Raw genomic sequence first — 15,046 nt, forward strand, 5'->3', positions numbered from 1 at the left:
GCGGCGCCGTTCCGCGACGCCCCCGCCCCCCGTCCCGCCCCCGGACTCAGACCGCTATATGGATCGCCCGTTACAGTTTGCGGGCACGAAAAGTCAGCCGACGGCGGAAAGCGCGATCTCCACGAGCGGTTCGAGGGCGCGGACGTCGGGTGTGATCTTCGAGGAGACCAGCAACCCGTTGAGGAAAGTGACGAGGAAGGCGGCGAGGGTGTGCGGGTCGTGCCGCTCGGCGATCTCACCCCGCTCGACCGCGACCCGCAGCACCTCGGCGAGCGCTTCCCGGCCGGCGTCCTGCATGTCGCGCACAATGCGCCTGACCGACGGATCCTCCGGCAAGCGCTCGCAGGCGGCGTTGACGGCCAGGCAGCCCCGGCCGTCCTGCTCGACGGCGACCCGGACCCGCTCGACCAGCAGCGCGCGGATCGCCGCACGGGCGTCCGCCTCCTCCTCCAGCCGGCGCAAGGCGGCCGCCGCGAGGGTGGTGCGGTAATACTCCAAAGCGGCCCGGTACAGGCCGTCCTTGTCGCCGAACGCCGCGTACAAGGACCCCTGCCCGATCCCGAGATGCTTGGTCAGGTCCCGCACCGAAGTGGCCTCGTAGCCGCGCGTCCAGAACAGTTCCATCGCGCGGCTCACCGCCGCCTCGGTGTCGAACTCCCGCGTCCTCGCCATGATGGCACCGTAACTTATCTGGATCGCCCGCTCAAGAAAGGGAAGCGAAAAGCTGCCGACGGCGCGGAACCGGCCGGCTTGGAGCGACGGCGCCCCGGAACGTCCCTCCCCCGCAGGATGGTTGCCGCCGGGCACGCCGCCTCGTAGGCGGCCCGAGTGGGCGACGAGTCTCCCCGCGCTCCCCGCTCGTGCGCCCTTCACGCCCTGTGGCGATCCGTCGTGCCTCCCTAGCGTGTGGAGAGACCACCTCCGCTTATGGCCGGGCCGGCCCCCGGCCATACCGTCCCAGGGGCTCGAGATGAAGCGCATGCGACTTGTGGCCGTACTGAGCATGGTTGCCCTCACCACCACCGGCATCGCCGTGGCGGCGCAGCACGACAGCGGCGGGCGACCGCGCGAGGCGGCCCGCCGTCAGGCGGCGGAATTCGTCCACGTACACGCCACGACGACCATTCCGCCGGGGCAGTTCCGCACCGTGGACGTGACCTGCCCCGCAGGCAGGACCGTGACCGGCGGAGGCTGGACCGCGCAAGGGGGAAGCGAGGCCCAATTCGTGGTCGGGCAGTCCTATCCGCTCGACAGAAGCTGGAACGTCGACGGCAGGAACACCGGCACCGCCGACGCGATCGTCTCGGTCGACGCCATCTGCGCGGTCGGCGGGCCCTAGCCGAGCCGAAGGCGGGAGACGGAACGCCCGCCACCGCCGCCGGTCGCGATCAGTGGCCTCCGTGAGGTGACGGCCCGGTAGGCGACGGCTGCCCGCCCGGTCCGCTACGGCGTACCGGTGAAGGCGCGGCGGTAGGAGCGGGGCGGAACGCCCCGGCGCCGTACGAACTGTTCGCGCAGCACGGCGGCGCTGCCGTAGCCGACCCGGCGGGCGATCTCCTCGGCAGGCAGGTCCGTGGTCTCCAGGAGTTCCTCGCCTCTGCCGAGTCGCAGGTTCCGTACCCAGGCGTGGGGGTGGCGGCGGCGAAGCGGCGGGCGAAGGAGCGTGGTCACGGGCGCCGGGGCCGCCGAGGACTTCGGCGAGCCGCTCGTCCTGCCCGTCCTCGGGCACCGGCGCGGCCACGAACTGGGCCTGCCCTCCGTCGCGGTGGGAGGGCAGCACCATGTCCCAGGCGACGGAGTTGGCCGGCGCGGCGCCGTGTTCGCGCCGCAGCAGGTGGAGGCAGAGGTCGAAGCCCGCGGCGGCCCCGGCGCCCGTGACCACGCTCCCCTCGTCGATGTAGAGCGCGTCGGGTTCCATGAGGACGTCCGGGTCGCGGCCGGCGAGGAGTTCGGCGAACCGCCAGTGTGTGGTGGCCCGGCGGCGGCGAGCGCGAACGTGCCGACACAGTGGGCCGTAACCAGCGCCCCGCGCCCGTGCGCGGCCCGCAGGAGGTCGAGGACGGCGGGAGCGGGCGGCGTACGGAATCCGGCCCCGGGCAGGGCGATGAGCAGATCCGCGTCCGCGAGCCGGTCCAGCCCGTGGGCGATGGAGAGCGGCACTGCACGACCACCGGGTCGAGTACCAGGGCGACCACTGGACGAACCGCGACGCGGAAGGCCACGCGCTCACGCCCTCGCTGCGGCTGATCCGCACCCCCGGCCACAGCCCCGAGGACATCACTCTGCCGGCGGGCACGGACTCGGGCTTCGTGGCCTTCGCCGGTGACCTGTGGTGGCACGCGAACGGTCCGGCGGACGACCCGGTGGCCCCCGACCGCGAGGTGCTGCGCGCCTCCCGGCTACGGGTACTGGCCACGGCGGACCTGATCGTGCCCGGCCACGGCGGCCCGTTCGAAGCCGATGACACCACGCCACGCTAGTTGGCCGGTTAGCCGTACGAGCCGCGGACTCCGGACGGTCCGGCACGGCGGCCCGGCCCCGTCGGTCCAGGTCACCGTCGACGGTCCGGACCCTGCGGGTATACGCGGAGTACCCGAGCGGGCGAAGGGCGTTCCGTCCGTCCGGCGGACGGGTGTGCGCGGTACGGGGGGTGTGGGGTTTCCGGGCGTCCAGGGCGGCAACACGGGCAGGGACGGCCTTCCGGGAAGGAGTTCCCCGTGGTTTTCACCGCCCTGCTCATCCCTCCCCTGCTCCTGGGCCTCATCTTCGCTCTCGCGGGGTACGAGGACCGTGTGCTGGGTGGGGTGCGTGCGCCCGGCACGGATACGCCCGGCACGGATACGCCCGGCGCGGGTACGCCCGAACGGGCGTCGGCGAAGCGCCACCTCAGCGTCGTACCGAACCTCCCCTCCGAGGCGCCGGGCTCGTCCGGCGCCTCCGGCGAGCGCGGCGGTCGCCACCGCCGGCACGCCGCGTGACGCGCGGTCCGGAGCCCGTCCGGCGTCTCAGCCGTCCGGCCGGGCGGGCTCCGGGCCGTGACCGTCCGCCGTCGGCCGGATCCCGTACCCGGCCCGCGCGGCCCGGCCGGGTCAGCGCGCCGTCCCGAAGGGCACCGTGACACAGGCCAGCCGTGCTCCCGCCGTTCCGGCGTGCCCGGCGCGGGTGTCGGTGGCGTGTTCGTGGAGGACGAGCGAACGGGCCTCGCCCGGGCGGACACGCCAGGCCACCGTCGCCTGGGCGCGGGCCGTGCCGCGGGCGCCGGTGGTGAGGTCGAGCCACACCTCGTTCCGGGGGTTGGCGTAGGCGGGGTCCACCGAGGGCTGCACCGGGTCCTTGACGTTCTGGTAGTGCGGGCCCGCGTCCTCGGGCTTCGGGCCGCAGGCCTGGCGGTGCACGTGCGCCCCGAACGTCCTGCCGGCCGGCAGCCCCTCCAGTCGCAGTGCGAACCGGGTGCCCCCGCCGGGCGCCGGGCGTTCCGTCACCCTGACCCGCGCGCCCCCGGGCACGGCGTCGGGCGCGTAGGTGACGGCGGCAGCGCCCGAGCGCGTACGGAAGGTGTCGGTCACGGTGACGGCGTCGTGCCCGGAGCCGGCGCCGATGACGGGAACCACCGCCAGGAGGGCGGCGGCCACTGCGGATGCGGAGATCATGGTCCTCCTCTTCCCCGGCGGGAGACCCGCCTCACCGGTACGGGACGCGGTTCCGCCCCGCTCGTCCGCCCGTCGGCCTCCCCGCCGGACCGCCGCCCGGCCGTCCACGGGCTCACTTGACACCCACCGCCGTCGACGCGGAGCCGGCCGGACGCCGGACCCGGACGTTCCGGAAGCCGGCCTCGGACAGCCGGCGCCGGCACGCGGCGCCGGCGGACGCGCTCGCGCCGGGCGTCTCCAGGAGCAGGGTGAGGCTCATGAGGAGCTCTGGGAGGTTCTCCCGTCGGTCGTCGCCGAGCGGCGTCTCGTGGACGACGACCATTCCGCCGTCCGGCAGTGCCTCGTACGCCTTGCGCAGCAGCGTCCCGGCGGGAGCGGGGGCGCAGCCGCTCGGGGTGTGGCCGAGGACGAGGACGTCCGTCCGGGGCAGGGGGTCCGTGCGGAAGTCACCGGGGGTGAAGGACAGCCGGTCCGTGAGGCCGGCCGCAGCCGCCCGGCGCCGGAACGCCGCCCCGGCGGACGGCAGGTCGAAGCCGGTCCCCCGGAGGTGGGGGTGGCGCCGGAGCAGGTCGGTCAGCGCGGCTCCGGCGGCGCGGCCGATGGCGGCGACGGTGCGGTGGCGGGACCAGTCGACCGCCTCGGCGAGCGCGGAGGCGGATCCGGTGGGCGGCCCGGGCGTGACCTGCCCGAACGAGGCGAGGTGGTCGGGGCGCTGGGAGCGGGCGGCGTACGTGCCGTCCTCTCCGCCGGGGGCGCCGTCCTGCGGGGCGCCCGTGCGCAGCGCCGACTCCAGGCGGCCCCACAGGCCGTACGCCGTGCGGTCGGCCGCCTCCAGGAACCCGGCGACGCAGTCCGGTCCGCCGTGCGCCAAGTGGCGTTCGGCGCTCGGGGAGTTGGCGTAGACGCCGGCGGTGCGGTCCAGCATTCCGAGGGCGACCAGGGCGTCGAGGAAGTCACGGGAGGACCGCGGGTGGAGTCCGAGCCGGGTGCCCAGCGCGTCCGCGTCGAGGGGGCCGTGGGTCGACAGAACGGTGAAGAGGCCGAGTCGGGCCGCGACGAGCAGGACCTTGGAGGCCATGAAGCCCGTGGCGATCCGCATGAGGCCGTCGAGGCCCGGCGGTGTCGCGGTGTCCGGGCCGTCGGCGGCGGCGGAGGGGGACGTGCCGCGCGGCGCGGCACCCGTCATGCCGCTCACGCCGTCGTGCCACTCGTGCCACTGGTGCCGCTGACGCCATTGGTGTCGCTGACGCCGCTGATGCCGTTCATGAGTTTCCCCCGACGCGCGGTGCGCGCTCGCGCGGATACCGGACACGTCTGCGCTACCCGCCGGACACCCGGTCAGACATGCGCGGCACCGGCGGTTCCGGGCGGACGGAGCACACGGACGGCTTCCGGCGCGCGCCGGGCGGCGCCGCGCCCGGCGCGCGGAGCCCGCTCGCACGGCGCGAAAGAGCGGAGAGGGAGCGTTCGCCCGCAAGCCTGTGGGGGGAGGCCGCCACTCGCAAGGGCGGGCGGGCCCGGCCGCCGCACGCGACGCGCGGCGGCCGGACCCTGCACAACCACGTCACACGGTGACGGTGTCCGTCACCGCGGAGGGGCCGTCCTTAGCGCGGGAAGGGCTTGGACGCGTCCTCGTCCGACTTGACGCACATGTGGAGCTTGCGCTGCAGGGCGTCCGCCTGGGCGAGGGTCCGCCTGGCCGCCTCGCGCTGGCCGTGGCGCTTCTGCTCGGCCGCCTTGTTCTTCAGCTCGGCGATCTGCCGGCTCAGCTCGTCCGGGTGGCAGGTGACGTGTCCCGCCGCAACGGCGGTCTGCGCGGGCAGGGTCATGGCGGCCGTGCCGCCCGCCAGCAGCGCGCTCACGGCGAATGCGGCTATGCGTCGTCGCATGTGTTTCTCCAACTTCCGGTCCGGGCCCCTTCGTGGGGGATCCGTGGCCTCTGAGGGACAGGAAAGCCGGCCTCCTCGGTTACCCAAAGTGGCCGACGACGCGGAGCGTAACGGAGATCGTTCGCGCGGGAAGTCGGCAAGTCGGGCAGAGGGCGTGATCCCGGACCAAAGATCACCGTGGCCTGAGTCACTCCCTCTCCTGTGAAAAGTTCCTTCCGGGAGCCGGAGGGGGTGAGCCCGGTCTGGTTCCCCGCCCGCTGTCAGCCCCGTCGCAGGGACGCCAGGTAGTCCCGCAGGATCCGGCCCGTGCGCTCGGATCCCCAGATCCTCAGCACCTCACCGTCGTCCGACGAGCGGGCGGCGTCGATGCGCTCGTGGGTGGGCCGGTGGAGCTGCCGCTTGGCGAGGGCGTAGACGTCCGAGGGAGCGCGGCACAGCTCCTCGGCCCGCAGCAGTGCGGCGGGGAGCAGCTGTTCCGGCTCCACGAGTTCGTGCACCAAGCCGATCGACAGGGCCTTCGCGGGCGTCAGGCGGCCGGCGGCCAGCACCATCGCGTCGAGTGCCGGGCCGACGGCGTGGCGTACGACCTCCAGGCACACCGTGGGGAAGGGCACGCCCGCGGCGAGTTCGGTGAGCCCGATGGAGCCGCCGGACATCAGCCGCATGTCACAGGCGGCGGCGAGGACGCACCCGCCGGCCAAAGCATGCCCGTTGACCGCACCGACCACCGGCCTCGGGTGGTCGAACAGGGCGAGGGTCGCGCGATGCAGAGCGGGGAGGAAGCTCTCGGCGTAGACCGCCCCGCCGTCGATCACCCGTTTGAGATCCACCCCCGCCGAGAACGACCGCCCGCTCCCGGTCAGTACGACCGCGCGGGCCTCGCCGACGGCCGCCAGTGTGTCGGGGATCCGCGTGAGCAGCTCCCGGTCCAGGGCGTTCACCGGCCCGTGGTTCAGGGTGAGGATGGCGATGCCTTCGTGGTCGGAGACGTCGATCACTCGTCGGTCCTTGTCTGTTCGGCCGGTACGGCGCCCTTGCCGACGCGGCACCGGGAAGCCGCTCAGGGGTCACGGGTGCGCCGACCGGGCTTTCTGGTTCCGGAGTTGACGTTGCATCAGCTAGGCACGGCCCGGCCCCATGCATCGGCGCCGATCAGTCCTCATACCCCTCCAAGTCGGTGAGCGGGATCCTGGACACCGTGTACGTGCCCTGCCCGGCGGCCACCAACTTGCCGTCTTCGCTGTAGATGTCGCTGCGCGCGACGTAGATCGTCTTGCCGGCGGTCACCACCGTGCCGACCGCGTGGATGCCTTGCTTCCGGACCGGTCGGATCAGGTTGATGTGGTAGTCGACCGTGAGGACGCTGAAGGTCTCCTCCATCGAGTTGGCCGCCACGAACCCGGCCGTGTCCCCGACTTCGAACATCATGGCGGCGTGCAGGAAGTCCGCGTTCTGGGTGAGGTCGCTGTGGAACGGGATGGCCACCCGCGCGACCCCGGCCTTCTCGATCTCGATGGTCTTGTCGAGGAACCGGGAGATCTTGCAGTGCATACAGCAACGGACGAGCTTCTCGAAGTGCGTGGACACAGTTCTCCTCTGCGCACGTCGGCATGGTCCTGCGTCATGCCGTGGACACCACAAGGCTGGCATTGATGCCGCCGAATCCGAAGGCGTTGATCAGACAGTGGCGCAGCCCCGTCTCGCGGACCTCACCGGGGATGTCGACCTTCGCGAACTCCGGGTCCGCCTCCCGGAAGTTCAGCGTGGGAGTGACCGCTTGGTGGCGAAGGGCCATCAGGGCAGCGGCGAGATTCAGCGGGCCGTTCGCGGCGAACGTGTACCCCATATGCCCCTTGATCGATGTGACGACCGGACGCCGACCGCCGTCGTCGGCGAGCGCACGCAACGCCTCCAGTTCGGCGGCATCGCCCCGCACCATGCCGGACGCCTGCGCGAACACGCAGTCGATCGCGTCCGGTCGTACCCCCGCGTCGGCGACGGCGCCGGTCATGCACCGTATGACGTGGGGCGTCGAGATGCCGGTGAGGCCGTCGCCACCGCTGCCGGCGTCGAAGCCGGTCAGTTCGCCGTGGATCACCGCGCCGCGGGCTTCGGCGTGGGCGCGGTCCTCCAGGACGAAGAAGGCGGCCGCTTCGCCGACGACGATCCCGTCCCGTGAGCGGTCGAACGGGCGGGAGGCGGTCTCCGGATCGTCGTGGCGGCTGAGCACCCTCATCGCCCGGAAGCCCGAGTACGTGATCGGAGTGATGACCGCCTCGGTCCCGCCGGCGATCGCCCAGGTGCGGGCACCGGACCGGATCGCGCGCATCGCCTGCCCCACCGCCTGGCTACCGCTCGCGCAGGCTCCGGCGATCGTGATCTGTTCCTCCTCGATGCCGTGGCGCAGCACGATCACGCTCGCCGCCATATTGGGGATGAGGGAGGGAATCAGGAAAGGGCTGGTCTTGCGCACCCCCTGCCGCTCCTGCCGCAGCACACCCGCTTCGATGCTGGGCAGTCCGCCCATGGCCACGCCGACGTACACGCCGCCGCCCGCCGGATACCGGCGGTGCGCCGCCTCCCCGCCCGCCGTGTGATCCCCTGCCTCGTCGTCCCCTACCCTCTCGCCCCCTGCCTCGTGTTCCTCTGTCGCCTGCTCCGTGGCCATGGCGAGGCCGCTGTCTTCCAGCGCTCGGTCGGCGGCGAACAACGCGTACCGTACAAAGGCGCTCATGCGGGTGATCTCGAACCGCAAGGGCCCGGGGGCGAAGGTGACCGCCGAGTCGTCGATCTCGCCGGCGTGGGCACGGTCGAAACGGCCGGGGTCGAAGCGTGACAGCGGAACGATGCCCGAACGTCCGGCGACGAGCCCCTCCCACAACTGGTCGGCCGTCGAGCCGAGCGGGCAGACCACACCCATCCCGGTGACCACCACGCGGTGCCGCATCACGTCGCGGCGCGTCAGACCTGCTGCCCCGACGATTCCATCGCCTGCCGTATGTACTGTTCGAGATCCCGCATGGTCTGCAAGCGGTCCATGACGGACTCGTCGAAGTCGACGCCGAAGCAGTCCTCCAGGAAGAGGAGCAGCTCGACCATCTTGAGGGAGCTCATGCCTTCGATGGAGGTGGCGATGTTGGACTGCGGGGTCAGGTGGGACACGTCGGTTTCGACGAACTCCCCGATGTGCCCGACGATTTTCTCGAAAAGCTCCTGGTCCTGCTTCTCGTCCTGCATGGGCTGTACTCCTCCAGAGGTCATGCTCGGCGGCTCGTCGGTACGTCGGAACGGGTGCTGTCGGGGCCGGCCGTGGGGGCGGGTGCGTGGGCGGAGAGTTCCTCGACGATCTCCCGGCAGAGGTGGCGCCGGACCTTGCCGCTGGTGGTCCGGGGCAACCGGGCCCGGCGGATCCAGTGCACGGTGACGCCACCGATGCCGAACGTGTCGGCCAGTGCGCCGCGCACCCGCTCGGCGAGGGCCCGCCGGTCGCGGCCCTCACCGATCCGCTCGTCGAGGAGGAGGTGCAACCGCTCGGTGAGCAGCGTCGGATCGGGGACGCCGACCGCCACGACCGCGGGAACGCGCGGGCTTTCCACGACGGTCTCGACGAACCTCTCGATCTGGTCGGGAATGTAGTTGCGCCCGGAGATGATCACGATTTCCTTGCGGCGGCCGGTGACATACAGCTCCCCGTCGAGCAGATAGCCAAGGTCGCCGGTGCGGAGATAGCCGTCCGGCCGTTTGAGCCGGTCGTCGGCCGCGACGGTTCCCGGGTCGTCCGGGCCGGCGAGATATCCGTCGATGAGGCTGGGGCCGGCCACCTCTATCTCGCCGATGGCGCGGTCGGGCAGCGGCGTTCCGTCCGGGTCCACCACCCGCAGCCGGTGGCCGGGGACCGCCGGGCCCACGCACATCATGCTCACGCCGCGGGGGTCGCCGGCCGGGCGGGGCTCGGCGCGTTCCCCGGCCGCGACGGCCCGCGCGTCCACCCGGTCGACGGTGTACGGACGGGTCACGTCCGAGATGGTGGCGGCGAGCGTCGCCTCGGCGAGCCCGTACACGGGCCGCAGTGTCGTCTCGGGCAGCCCGAACGGGCCGAAGGCCGCCTGGAACGCGCGCAGCGTGGCCTCGTGCACCGGTTCGGCACCGCACAGCGCGACGCGCCAGGAGGACAGGTCGAGGTCGGCGGGGGGCCGCCGCTCGGCCACGCGCGCGCAGATGTGGAACGCGGAGCTGGGCGCGGGAGAGAGGGTGCCCCGGTGGCGGCTGATCCAGTGCAGCCACGACATCGGGTTCCGGAGGAAGTTGAGCGGGTCCGCGAGCACCATCGGGATGCGGGCGTGGAGCGCGTAGGAGATGCCGATGAGGCCCATGTCGTGGAAGAGGGGGAGCCAGCTCACCAGCGAGTCGGTGGGGCGCGCTCGGATCGCCTCGGCGATCGCCCGGACGTTGGCGACGATGTTGCCGTGCCGGACCACGGCGAGCTTGGGGGTTCCGGTCGAGCCGGAGGTCGCCTGGAGGTGGGCGAGCGAGGCGGGCGCCGCCCGCGGCGGGCCGAGCGCGAGGGAGGTTCCGCGCAGGGCCTCGGGGGTGATGACGGGCACCGGAAGGAACGCCGCGAGCGCGTCCGCCCGTTCGGGGGCCGCGACGACCCTGGTGGCTCGGGCCTGTACGGCGAGGTCGCGCACCTGCGTCGCGTCCTGCCGGCGGTCACCGGCCGGTTCCGCCGCGACGACCGGCACGACGCCGGCGTGGAGGCAGCCCAGGTAGACCGAGAGGAAGTCGCGTGAGGTGGGCAGCACCACGACGACGCGGTCCCCCTCCTCGATGCCGTGGGCCCGCAGTCCGGCCACGGTCCGGCCGACGAGGCGGCGGACGTCCGCGTACGTGAGCGCGAACTCTTCCCCGGACCTCTCGATCACATGGAACGCCGGCCGGCCGGGGGTCCGCGCGGCACTGTCGAGCAACGCGTCGACGACCGTCCCCGCCCGGTGCTCCCCCAGGTCCCCCGTCATCGGGCGTATCTCTTCACGAATTCCACGTCGGACCCCTTGGCGGAGCGCGCCAGCCAGTCCCGGAGCTCTCCGTGGCGCGCGTCGAAGTCCGCCTTCAGGGCGTCCTCCCGCAGGGTCCCGGCGGCGGTGTAGTACGGCTTCTCCAGCCGTTCGAGGAAGCGGATGTGCTGCCGCATCCCCTCGCGACCGCGGTCGACGCTGCGCGCGTACGCCTTGAGGCGGGCCCGCCGCTGCGGTCGCGTCTCGACCTCGAACGCCCGCTTGAAGAAGATCTCGTAGCTGTCGAGGATGCCGCGCTGCAGGTCGCTGGGGCGCATATGGCGCGGGAAGATACCGACGAACGAGTAGTGCTGGTAGGTCGGTACCTCCATGATGATCCGGTGGTCCTCGACGTCCTGGCGCGCCCCGTAGAGCAGGTTCTGGAAGGGGTATTCGGCGAGGCACACGAACACCGGGTGCATGATGCGCGCTTCGGCGCACCAGTACGCGGTGGCCTCGATCGCCTGCCGGTCCTGGACGTCGAGTCCGAAGATGATGGCGGAGTGGATGGCTATGTCGTTCTCGGCGAAGCGCAGCAGCCGCCGGGTCTGTTCGGAGGGGTCGACCCGCTTGTTGAAGGCCTGGAGGACGCTCGCGTCCTCGGATTCCACACCCAGGCAGTACTCCTCGAATCCGGACCGCTTGAGATCGAGGACCAGCTCCATGTCGTCGGCGTGGTTGACCCGGCTCATGGCGATGAATTTGTAGTCGCGGTCCCGGAACGTCTCGGCGATCTCGCGGCAGTAGTCCTTGCGGGTCGTGAAGTTCAGGTCCGTGACGTAGAAGCGGTTGCAGCCGGTCTGCCGGTAGATGGCGTCCAGTTCGCTGCGGACGTCCTCCGCCGTCTTGGTGCGGAAGCGCCGTCCGAGCAGCCGGATCGCGTAGCAGAAGGAGCAGGCGAACGGGCAGCCGCGTGACATCGAGACGGTGGCCCAGTGCAGTTTCGGCGCGTTCTTCAGGAATTTCGGGTTGATGGCGGTGTCGAGGCTCCCGTAACGGGCGATCCTGTTCAGGGTGAGCTCGCCGCCGGCGCCGATGTAGGCCAGGTTGTCCACGTCGGTGACGGGGTCGCCGGCCTCCAGCGCCTTGATCAGCTGGACGGCGGGGATCTCGCCCTCGGCGGTCACCGCGTAGTCCGCGTAGCGGAGTGCCTCGTAGGGCGCGAACGCGGCGTGCGGGCCGCCCATGATGACCACGCAGTCGGGGCGTTTGCCACGCCGGATCGATTCGAGCGTCTCGATGTTGGACCAGAAGTGGGTGGCCAGCGCCGAGATCATGATGTAGTCGTAGCTGCCCAGGGGGAAGTCCTCCGGCTTCTCCCCCCAGAACATCTGGCACATCTCGACCTCCGCGTCCGGGAATTCCCGCTGGACGAAGGACGCGACGTAATAGATGCCGTCGTTGTAGGTGGTCGCCAGGGTGGACGCGTCGGGATACGCCTCGTGGAAGCCCAGTTGGACGCAGAGGATGCGGAGGCTCCTCATGAGGGGGACCCCGAGGGGCTCAGCGGTGCCGTGGCTCGGCGGCGGGCGAGCTCCTTGCGGACCTTGGCCTTCATCTCCCGCTTGAGCGTGGCGGCGATGCGCTCCGGGTCGTTGACCCGGCGCTGTGCCCAGGCGAGCAGGTCGCGGGCCTCGCTGCGGTTCATCTTCGGGTGCTTCCACACCAGGTTGTACAGGTCGTGCTTGCTGAGGTCCGGCTCGTCGATGAGGTGCTCCATCTGCCGGTAGAGGCGGGTGCCGTGGAAGGGGGTGAGGAGCGTCAGCTGACAGGCGAACAGCCCCTCCTCGCTCAGCTGCTCGATGTCGTACTTCATGTCCTCGATGCTGTCCTCCGCGAATCCGACCATGAACGTGCCGAGCGCGCGGCGGCCGTTGTCGATCAGCTCGCGGACCGTCTGGCGTACGTTGTAGACGTCGTCGCGTTTCTTCACGTCGGCGACGTTCTTGTCCCGGTAGGACTCGATGCCGACGATCGCACCGTCCATATAGCGGTCGGTCAGCTCGGGTATCCGGCCCCGGATGAGGTCGGCGCGGGTCAGACAGATCCAGGGGAGTTCGCGCTCCGCGAGCGCGTCCACGACCTGCTCGGCCAGCTTGTTGGTGAGGAAGAAACTCTCGTCGTAGATGATGACGTGGGCGACTTTCGCCTCCCGGTACGCGTCCAGCGCCGCGTACGTGTCCTCCATGAAGATGGCTTCTTCTTTGGGATTGAAGATGGGGGTCGAGCAGAAAGTGCATCCGATATTGCAGCCGCGCTTCGAGTACAAGTAGCCGACCGGGGACTTCATCCCGCGGAAGCCGCTCTCGCCGAGCATGGCGGGGTGCCGCACGCGGGGCAGCGGCGCGTCGTACACGTACTGGTGGATCGGCGCCTCGCCCGCCCCTTTGACCTTCCTGGTGAAGTACTCGTCGATGCCGGGCGAGAGGACGCCGTAGTTGCCGGCCCATATCTCCTGTACGCCGGCTTCACGGGCGACCTTGGCCATCTCGATCGCGACCGGCGTCGACCAGGTGTAGAAGCTGATGCCGACCATGTCCCAGGTCTCGGACTCCAGGGCGGCGAGGTATTCGTCCCAGGTGGGGTATTCGAGGATCTCGACGTCCGGCACGTTGTGCTTGATGAATCTGAGGCCGGTCGGCGGGCAGGTGACGGAGAGCCGGTCCTCCAGGTCCACCGCGCAGGTCCAGGCCATATAGGTGTCGGTTCTGTCGTACCAGTTCCCGCCGACGCCGTCGGTCTCGATCAAGGCTTCCTTCGGAGCGGTCGTGAGGAGCACTTTCTTCATCCGTCGTTCCCCTTCGCCTCGACGAAAAGCGCTCTTCTGTGAACAGCTTTTCCGGGCATGGCGGCACATCGACCGGTCCGCAATACCGACAAACTACTTCATTTAGCATTCACAGATTTTCGACTCTAGGATTGGCCAATCCCCCTGTCAACCCGCCGGCTTGCCCGGATATGACGGTCGCCGAATTCACGCCAGCCGGGCGGCGCCTCGGGCCCCCCGCCCGGACGCCGCGTTACCCGGCGGGCGGACCGTACGCGGCTGCCGGTGCGACGCCACCCCGCCCGCTCGTTCGCACGCAGGTCGGAGAAAGCGCGCGCACGGTTCGCGGGCCCGCCCCGGGACGCCGCGCGGAAGCCGCGGGCGCTCTCCGGAACGCGGCGGTGGCGGGGCCGTTGCCGGTCCGGACAACTGACCGGAACCGATCGCGACCGCACCGTTCCGCTTCCTCTTCCGCCCGGGACCGCCACCGCCGCGTACCCGAGCAAGGCCGCCGCCGTCGCCCCGCATCCCGGCGCCCCGACACCCCGTCACCCTTCGGGGCGTGACCCGGGCCACTCCCCCGGCACCTTGACGCGACCACCGTGTAATCGATTTCCTGGCTCCGCCGAACCCGAGAAAACGATTACACGACGGAGGCTCCCCGCCATGGCGACCATCAAGGACGTGGCCGACCGGGCCGGTGTGTCCGTCGCCACCGTGTCGCGGGTGCTCAACGGCCGCTCCCCCGTGGCCGCCACGCGCGACCGCGTGCTCGCCGCCGTCGCCGAGCTCGGCTACCGGCCCAACGTGGTGGCGCGGGCGCTGCGTACGGCGCGTACGAGGACGCTGGGGCTGGTGATCAGCGATCTGCGGAACCCCTTCTTCACCGAACTGGCCGACGCCGTCGAGCAGGAGGCCCGACGGCTCGGATACAGCCTGATCATCGGCAACGCCGGGGAGAGCCCGGAGCAGCAGGACGACCAGTTGCGCACGCTCCTCGACCGCCGCATCGACGGACTGATGGTCAGTTCCGCCGGCACCGGTTCGGAGGTGCTGCGCGAGATCGTCGCCTCCGACACCCCGCTCGTCCTGCTGGACCGGTCGGTGCCCGGCGTGGCGGCGCCCTGCGTCCGCGCCGAAGGCCAGGCCGCGCTCACCGAACTCGCCGCCCACCTCGCGGCGTTGGGGCGCCGCCGCCCGGCCGTGATCGTCGCGCCGGCCGGTACGCCCGTCGGGGACGAGCGGCTGGAGTGCTTCCGGTCCGCCCTGGCCGCGCACGGCGTCGCGCTGCCGCCGGAGTACGCCGTCGCGTCGCCCGACATGACACCGGCCGGGGGCCGCCGGGTGATGCGGGACCTGCTCGGCCTGCCGGAGCCGCCGGACGCCGTACTGGCCGCCGACAACCTGATGGCGCTCGGCGCGCTGGGCGAGGTCCGGGCCCGCGGCCTGCGGATCCCGGAGGACGTGGCGCTGGTGTCGTTCGACGACGTCGCCTGGTTCGCGCACACCGATCCGCCGTTGACGGCGGTGGCCCAGCCGACGCGGGAGCTGGGGCGGGCGGCGGTGCACACCCTGCTGGAGCGCGTCGAGGGCCGCCCGGCGGAGTCGGTGCTGCTGCCCTCCCGGCTGGTGGTGCGCCGCTCCTGCGGCGAACGCGTGTGACCCGCCGCCCGACATCCCCACGGA

At 71.6% G+C, this 15,046-nt stretch carries 15 protein-coding genes and 1 pseudogene; 4 read left to right on the top strand and 12 right to left on the bottom strand.

The annotated features are described in order from the left end of the window. Positions 1-93: 93 nt before the first annotated feature. Entirely contained in the window at positions 94-672 is a 579-nt protein-coding gene (locus ACSNOK_RS00340; RefSeq protein WP_436778473.1) for a TetR/AcrR family transcriptional regulator, read from the bottom strand. A 307-nt stretch (positions 673-979) separates the two neighbouring features. On the opposite strand from ACSNOK_RS00340, the gene ACSNOK_RS00345 reads away from it, so the two are divergent. Beyond that, positions 980-1,339, top strand: a complete 360-nt coding sequence (locus ACSNOK_RS00345) for a hypothetical protein (protein ID WP_436778474.1) — start codon at positions 980-982, stop codon at positions 1,337-1,339. Between the two features lie 104 nt (positions 1,340-1,443). Here the strand turns inward: ACSNOK_RS00345 and ACSNOK_RS00350 are convergent, their stop codons facing one another. Next, positions 1,444-1,671 (bottom strand): helix-turn-helix domain-containing protein, encoded by a 228-nt coding sequence (locus ACSNOK_RS00350; RefSeq protein ID WP_436778475.1) that lies wholly within the window; start codon positions 1,669-1,671, stop codon positions 1,444-1,446. Positions 1,672-2,150: 479 nt separating this feature from the next. Here ACSNOK_RS00350 and ACSNOK_RS00355 point away from each other — a divergent pair. Both ACSNOK_RS00355 and ACSNOK_RS00360 read left to right on the top strand, forming a co-directional pair. After that, positions 2,151-2,480: pseudogene (locus ACSNOK_RS00355) on the top strand (MBL fold metallo-hydrolase); the annotation flags it as partial. A 237-nt stretch (positions 2,481-2,717) separates the two neighbouring features. Further along, complete coding sequence (locus ACSNOK_RS00360) at positions 2,718-2,978, top strand: hypothetical protein (RefSeq protein WP_436778476.1); 261 nt, start codon at positions 2,718-2,720, stop codon at positions 2,976-2,978. 111 nt (positions 2,979-3,089) lie between these two features. Here ACSNOK_RS00360 and ACSNOK_RS00365 read toward each other — a convergent pair whose 3' ends face one another. The 10 genes from ACSNOK_RS00365 to ACSNOK_RS00410 all read right to left on the bottom strand — a co-directional run bounded on the left by ACSNOK_RS00365 (position 3,090) and on the right by ACSNOK_RS00410 (position 13,342). After that, positions 3,090-3,650, bottom strand: a complete 561-nt coding sequence (locus ACSNOK_RS00365; protein ID WP_436778477.1) for a superoxide dismutase family protein — start codon at positions 3,648-3,650, stop codon at positions 3,090-3,092. Positions 3,651-3,762: 112 nt separating this feature from the next. Further along, the gene (locus tag ACSNOK_RS00370; RefSeq protein ID WP_436778508.1) at positions 3,763-4,836 is read right to left on the bottom strand and encodes a methyltransferase; all 1,074 of its coding nucleotides are present in this window, start codon (positions 4,834-4,836) and stop codon (positions 3,763-3,765) included. A gap of 418 nt (positions 4,837-5,254) precedes the next feature. After that, a complete protein-coding gene (locus ACSNOK_RS00375) occupies positions 5,255-5,539 on the bottom strand; it encodes a hypothetical protein (protein WP_436778478.1) in 285 nt (94 codons plus the stop codon). A gap of 260 nt (positions 5,540-5,799) precedes the next feature. Beyond that, a complete protein-coding gene (locus ACSNOK_RS00380; protein WP_436778479.1) occupies positions 5,800-6,537 on the bottom strand; it encodes an enoyl-CoA hydratase/isomerase family protein in 738 nt (245 codons plus the stop codon). Between the two features lie 154 nt (positions 6,538-6,691). Further along, a complete protein-coding gene (locus ACSNOK_RS00385; protein ID WP_436778480.1) occupies positions 6,692-7,126 on the bottom strand; it encodes a PaaI family thioesterase in 435 nt (144 codons plus the stop codon). A 34-nt stretch (positions 7,127-7,160) separates the two neighbouring features. Next, positions 7,161-8,486 (bottom strand): beta-ketoacyl-[acyl-carrier-protein] synthase family protein, encoded by a 1,326-nt coding sequence (locus ACSNOK_RS00390; protein WP_436778509.1) that lies wholly within the window; start codon positions 8,484-8,486, stop codon positions 7,161-7,163. 14 nt (positions 8,487-8,500) lie between these two features. Then, positions 8,501-8,776 carry an acyl carrier protein gene (locus tag ACSNOK_RS00395; protein ID WP_436778481.1) on the bottom strand — a complete coding sequence of 92 codons (276 nt, stop codon included), beginning with the start codon at positions 8,774-8,776 and terminating at the stop codon, positions 8,501-8,503. 20 nt (positions 8,777-8,796) lie between these two features. Continuing rightward, positions 8,797-10,554, bottom strand: coding sequence for an AMP-binding protein (locus tag ACSNOK_RS00400; protein WP_436778482.1), 1,758 nt, complete (start codon positions 10,552-10,554; stop codon positions 8,797-8,799). Continuing rightward, positions 10,551-12,077, bottom strand: a complete 1,527-nt coding sequence (locus tag ACSNOK_RS00405) for a B12-binding domain-containing radical SAM protein (RefSeq protein ID WP_436778483.1) — start codon at positions 12,075-12,077, stop codon at positions 10,551-10,553. The genes ACSNOK_RS00400 and ACSNOK_RS00405 overlap by 4 nt, the downstream gene beginning before the upstream one ends. Further along, entirely contained in the window at positions 12,074-13,342 is a 1,269-nt protein-coding gene (locus ACSNOK_RS00410; RefSeq protein WP_436778484.1) for a B12-binding domain-containing radical SAM protein, read from the bottom strand. Before ACSNOK_RS00410 ends, ACSNOK_RS00405 begins: the two co-directional genes overlap by 4 nt. Positions 13,343-14,026: 684 nt before the next feature. Between ACSNOK_RS00410 and ACSNOK_RS00415 the strand changes: the two genes are divergently transcribed. After that, positions 14,027-15,022 carry a LacI family DNA-binding transcriptional regulator gene (locus ACSNOK_RS00415; protein ID WP_436778485.1) on the top strand — a complete coding sequence of 332 codons (996 nt, stop codon included), beginning with the start codon at positions 14,027-14,029 and terminating at the stop codon, positions 15,020-15,022. The last annotated feature ends 24 nt before the right edge of the window (positions 15,023-15,046 follow it).

The organism is Streptomyces sp. URMC 126, assembly GCF_051386555.1.
Classification (GTDB): domain Bacteria; phylum Actinomycetota; class Actinomycetes; order Streptomycetales; family Streptomycetaceae; genus Streptomyces.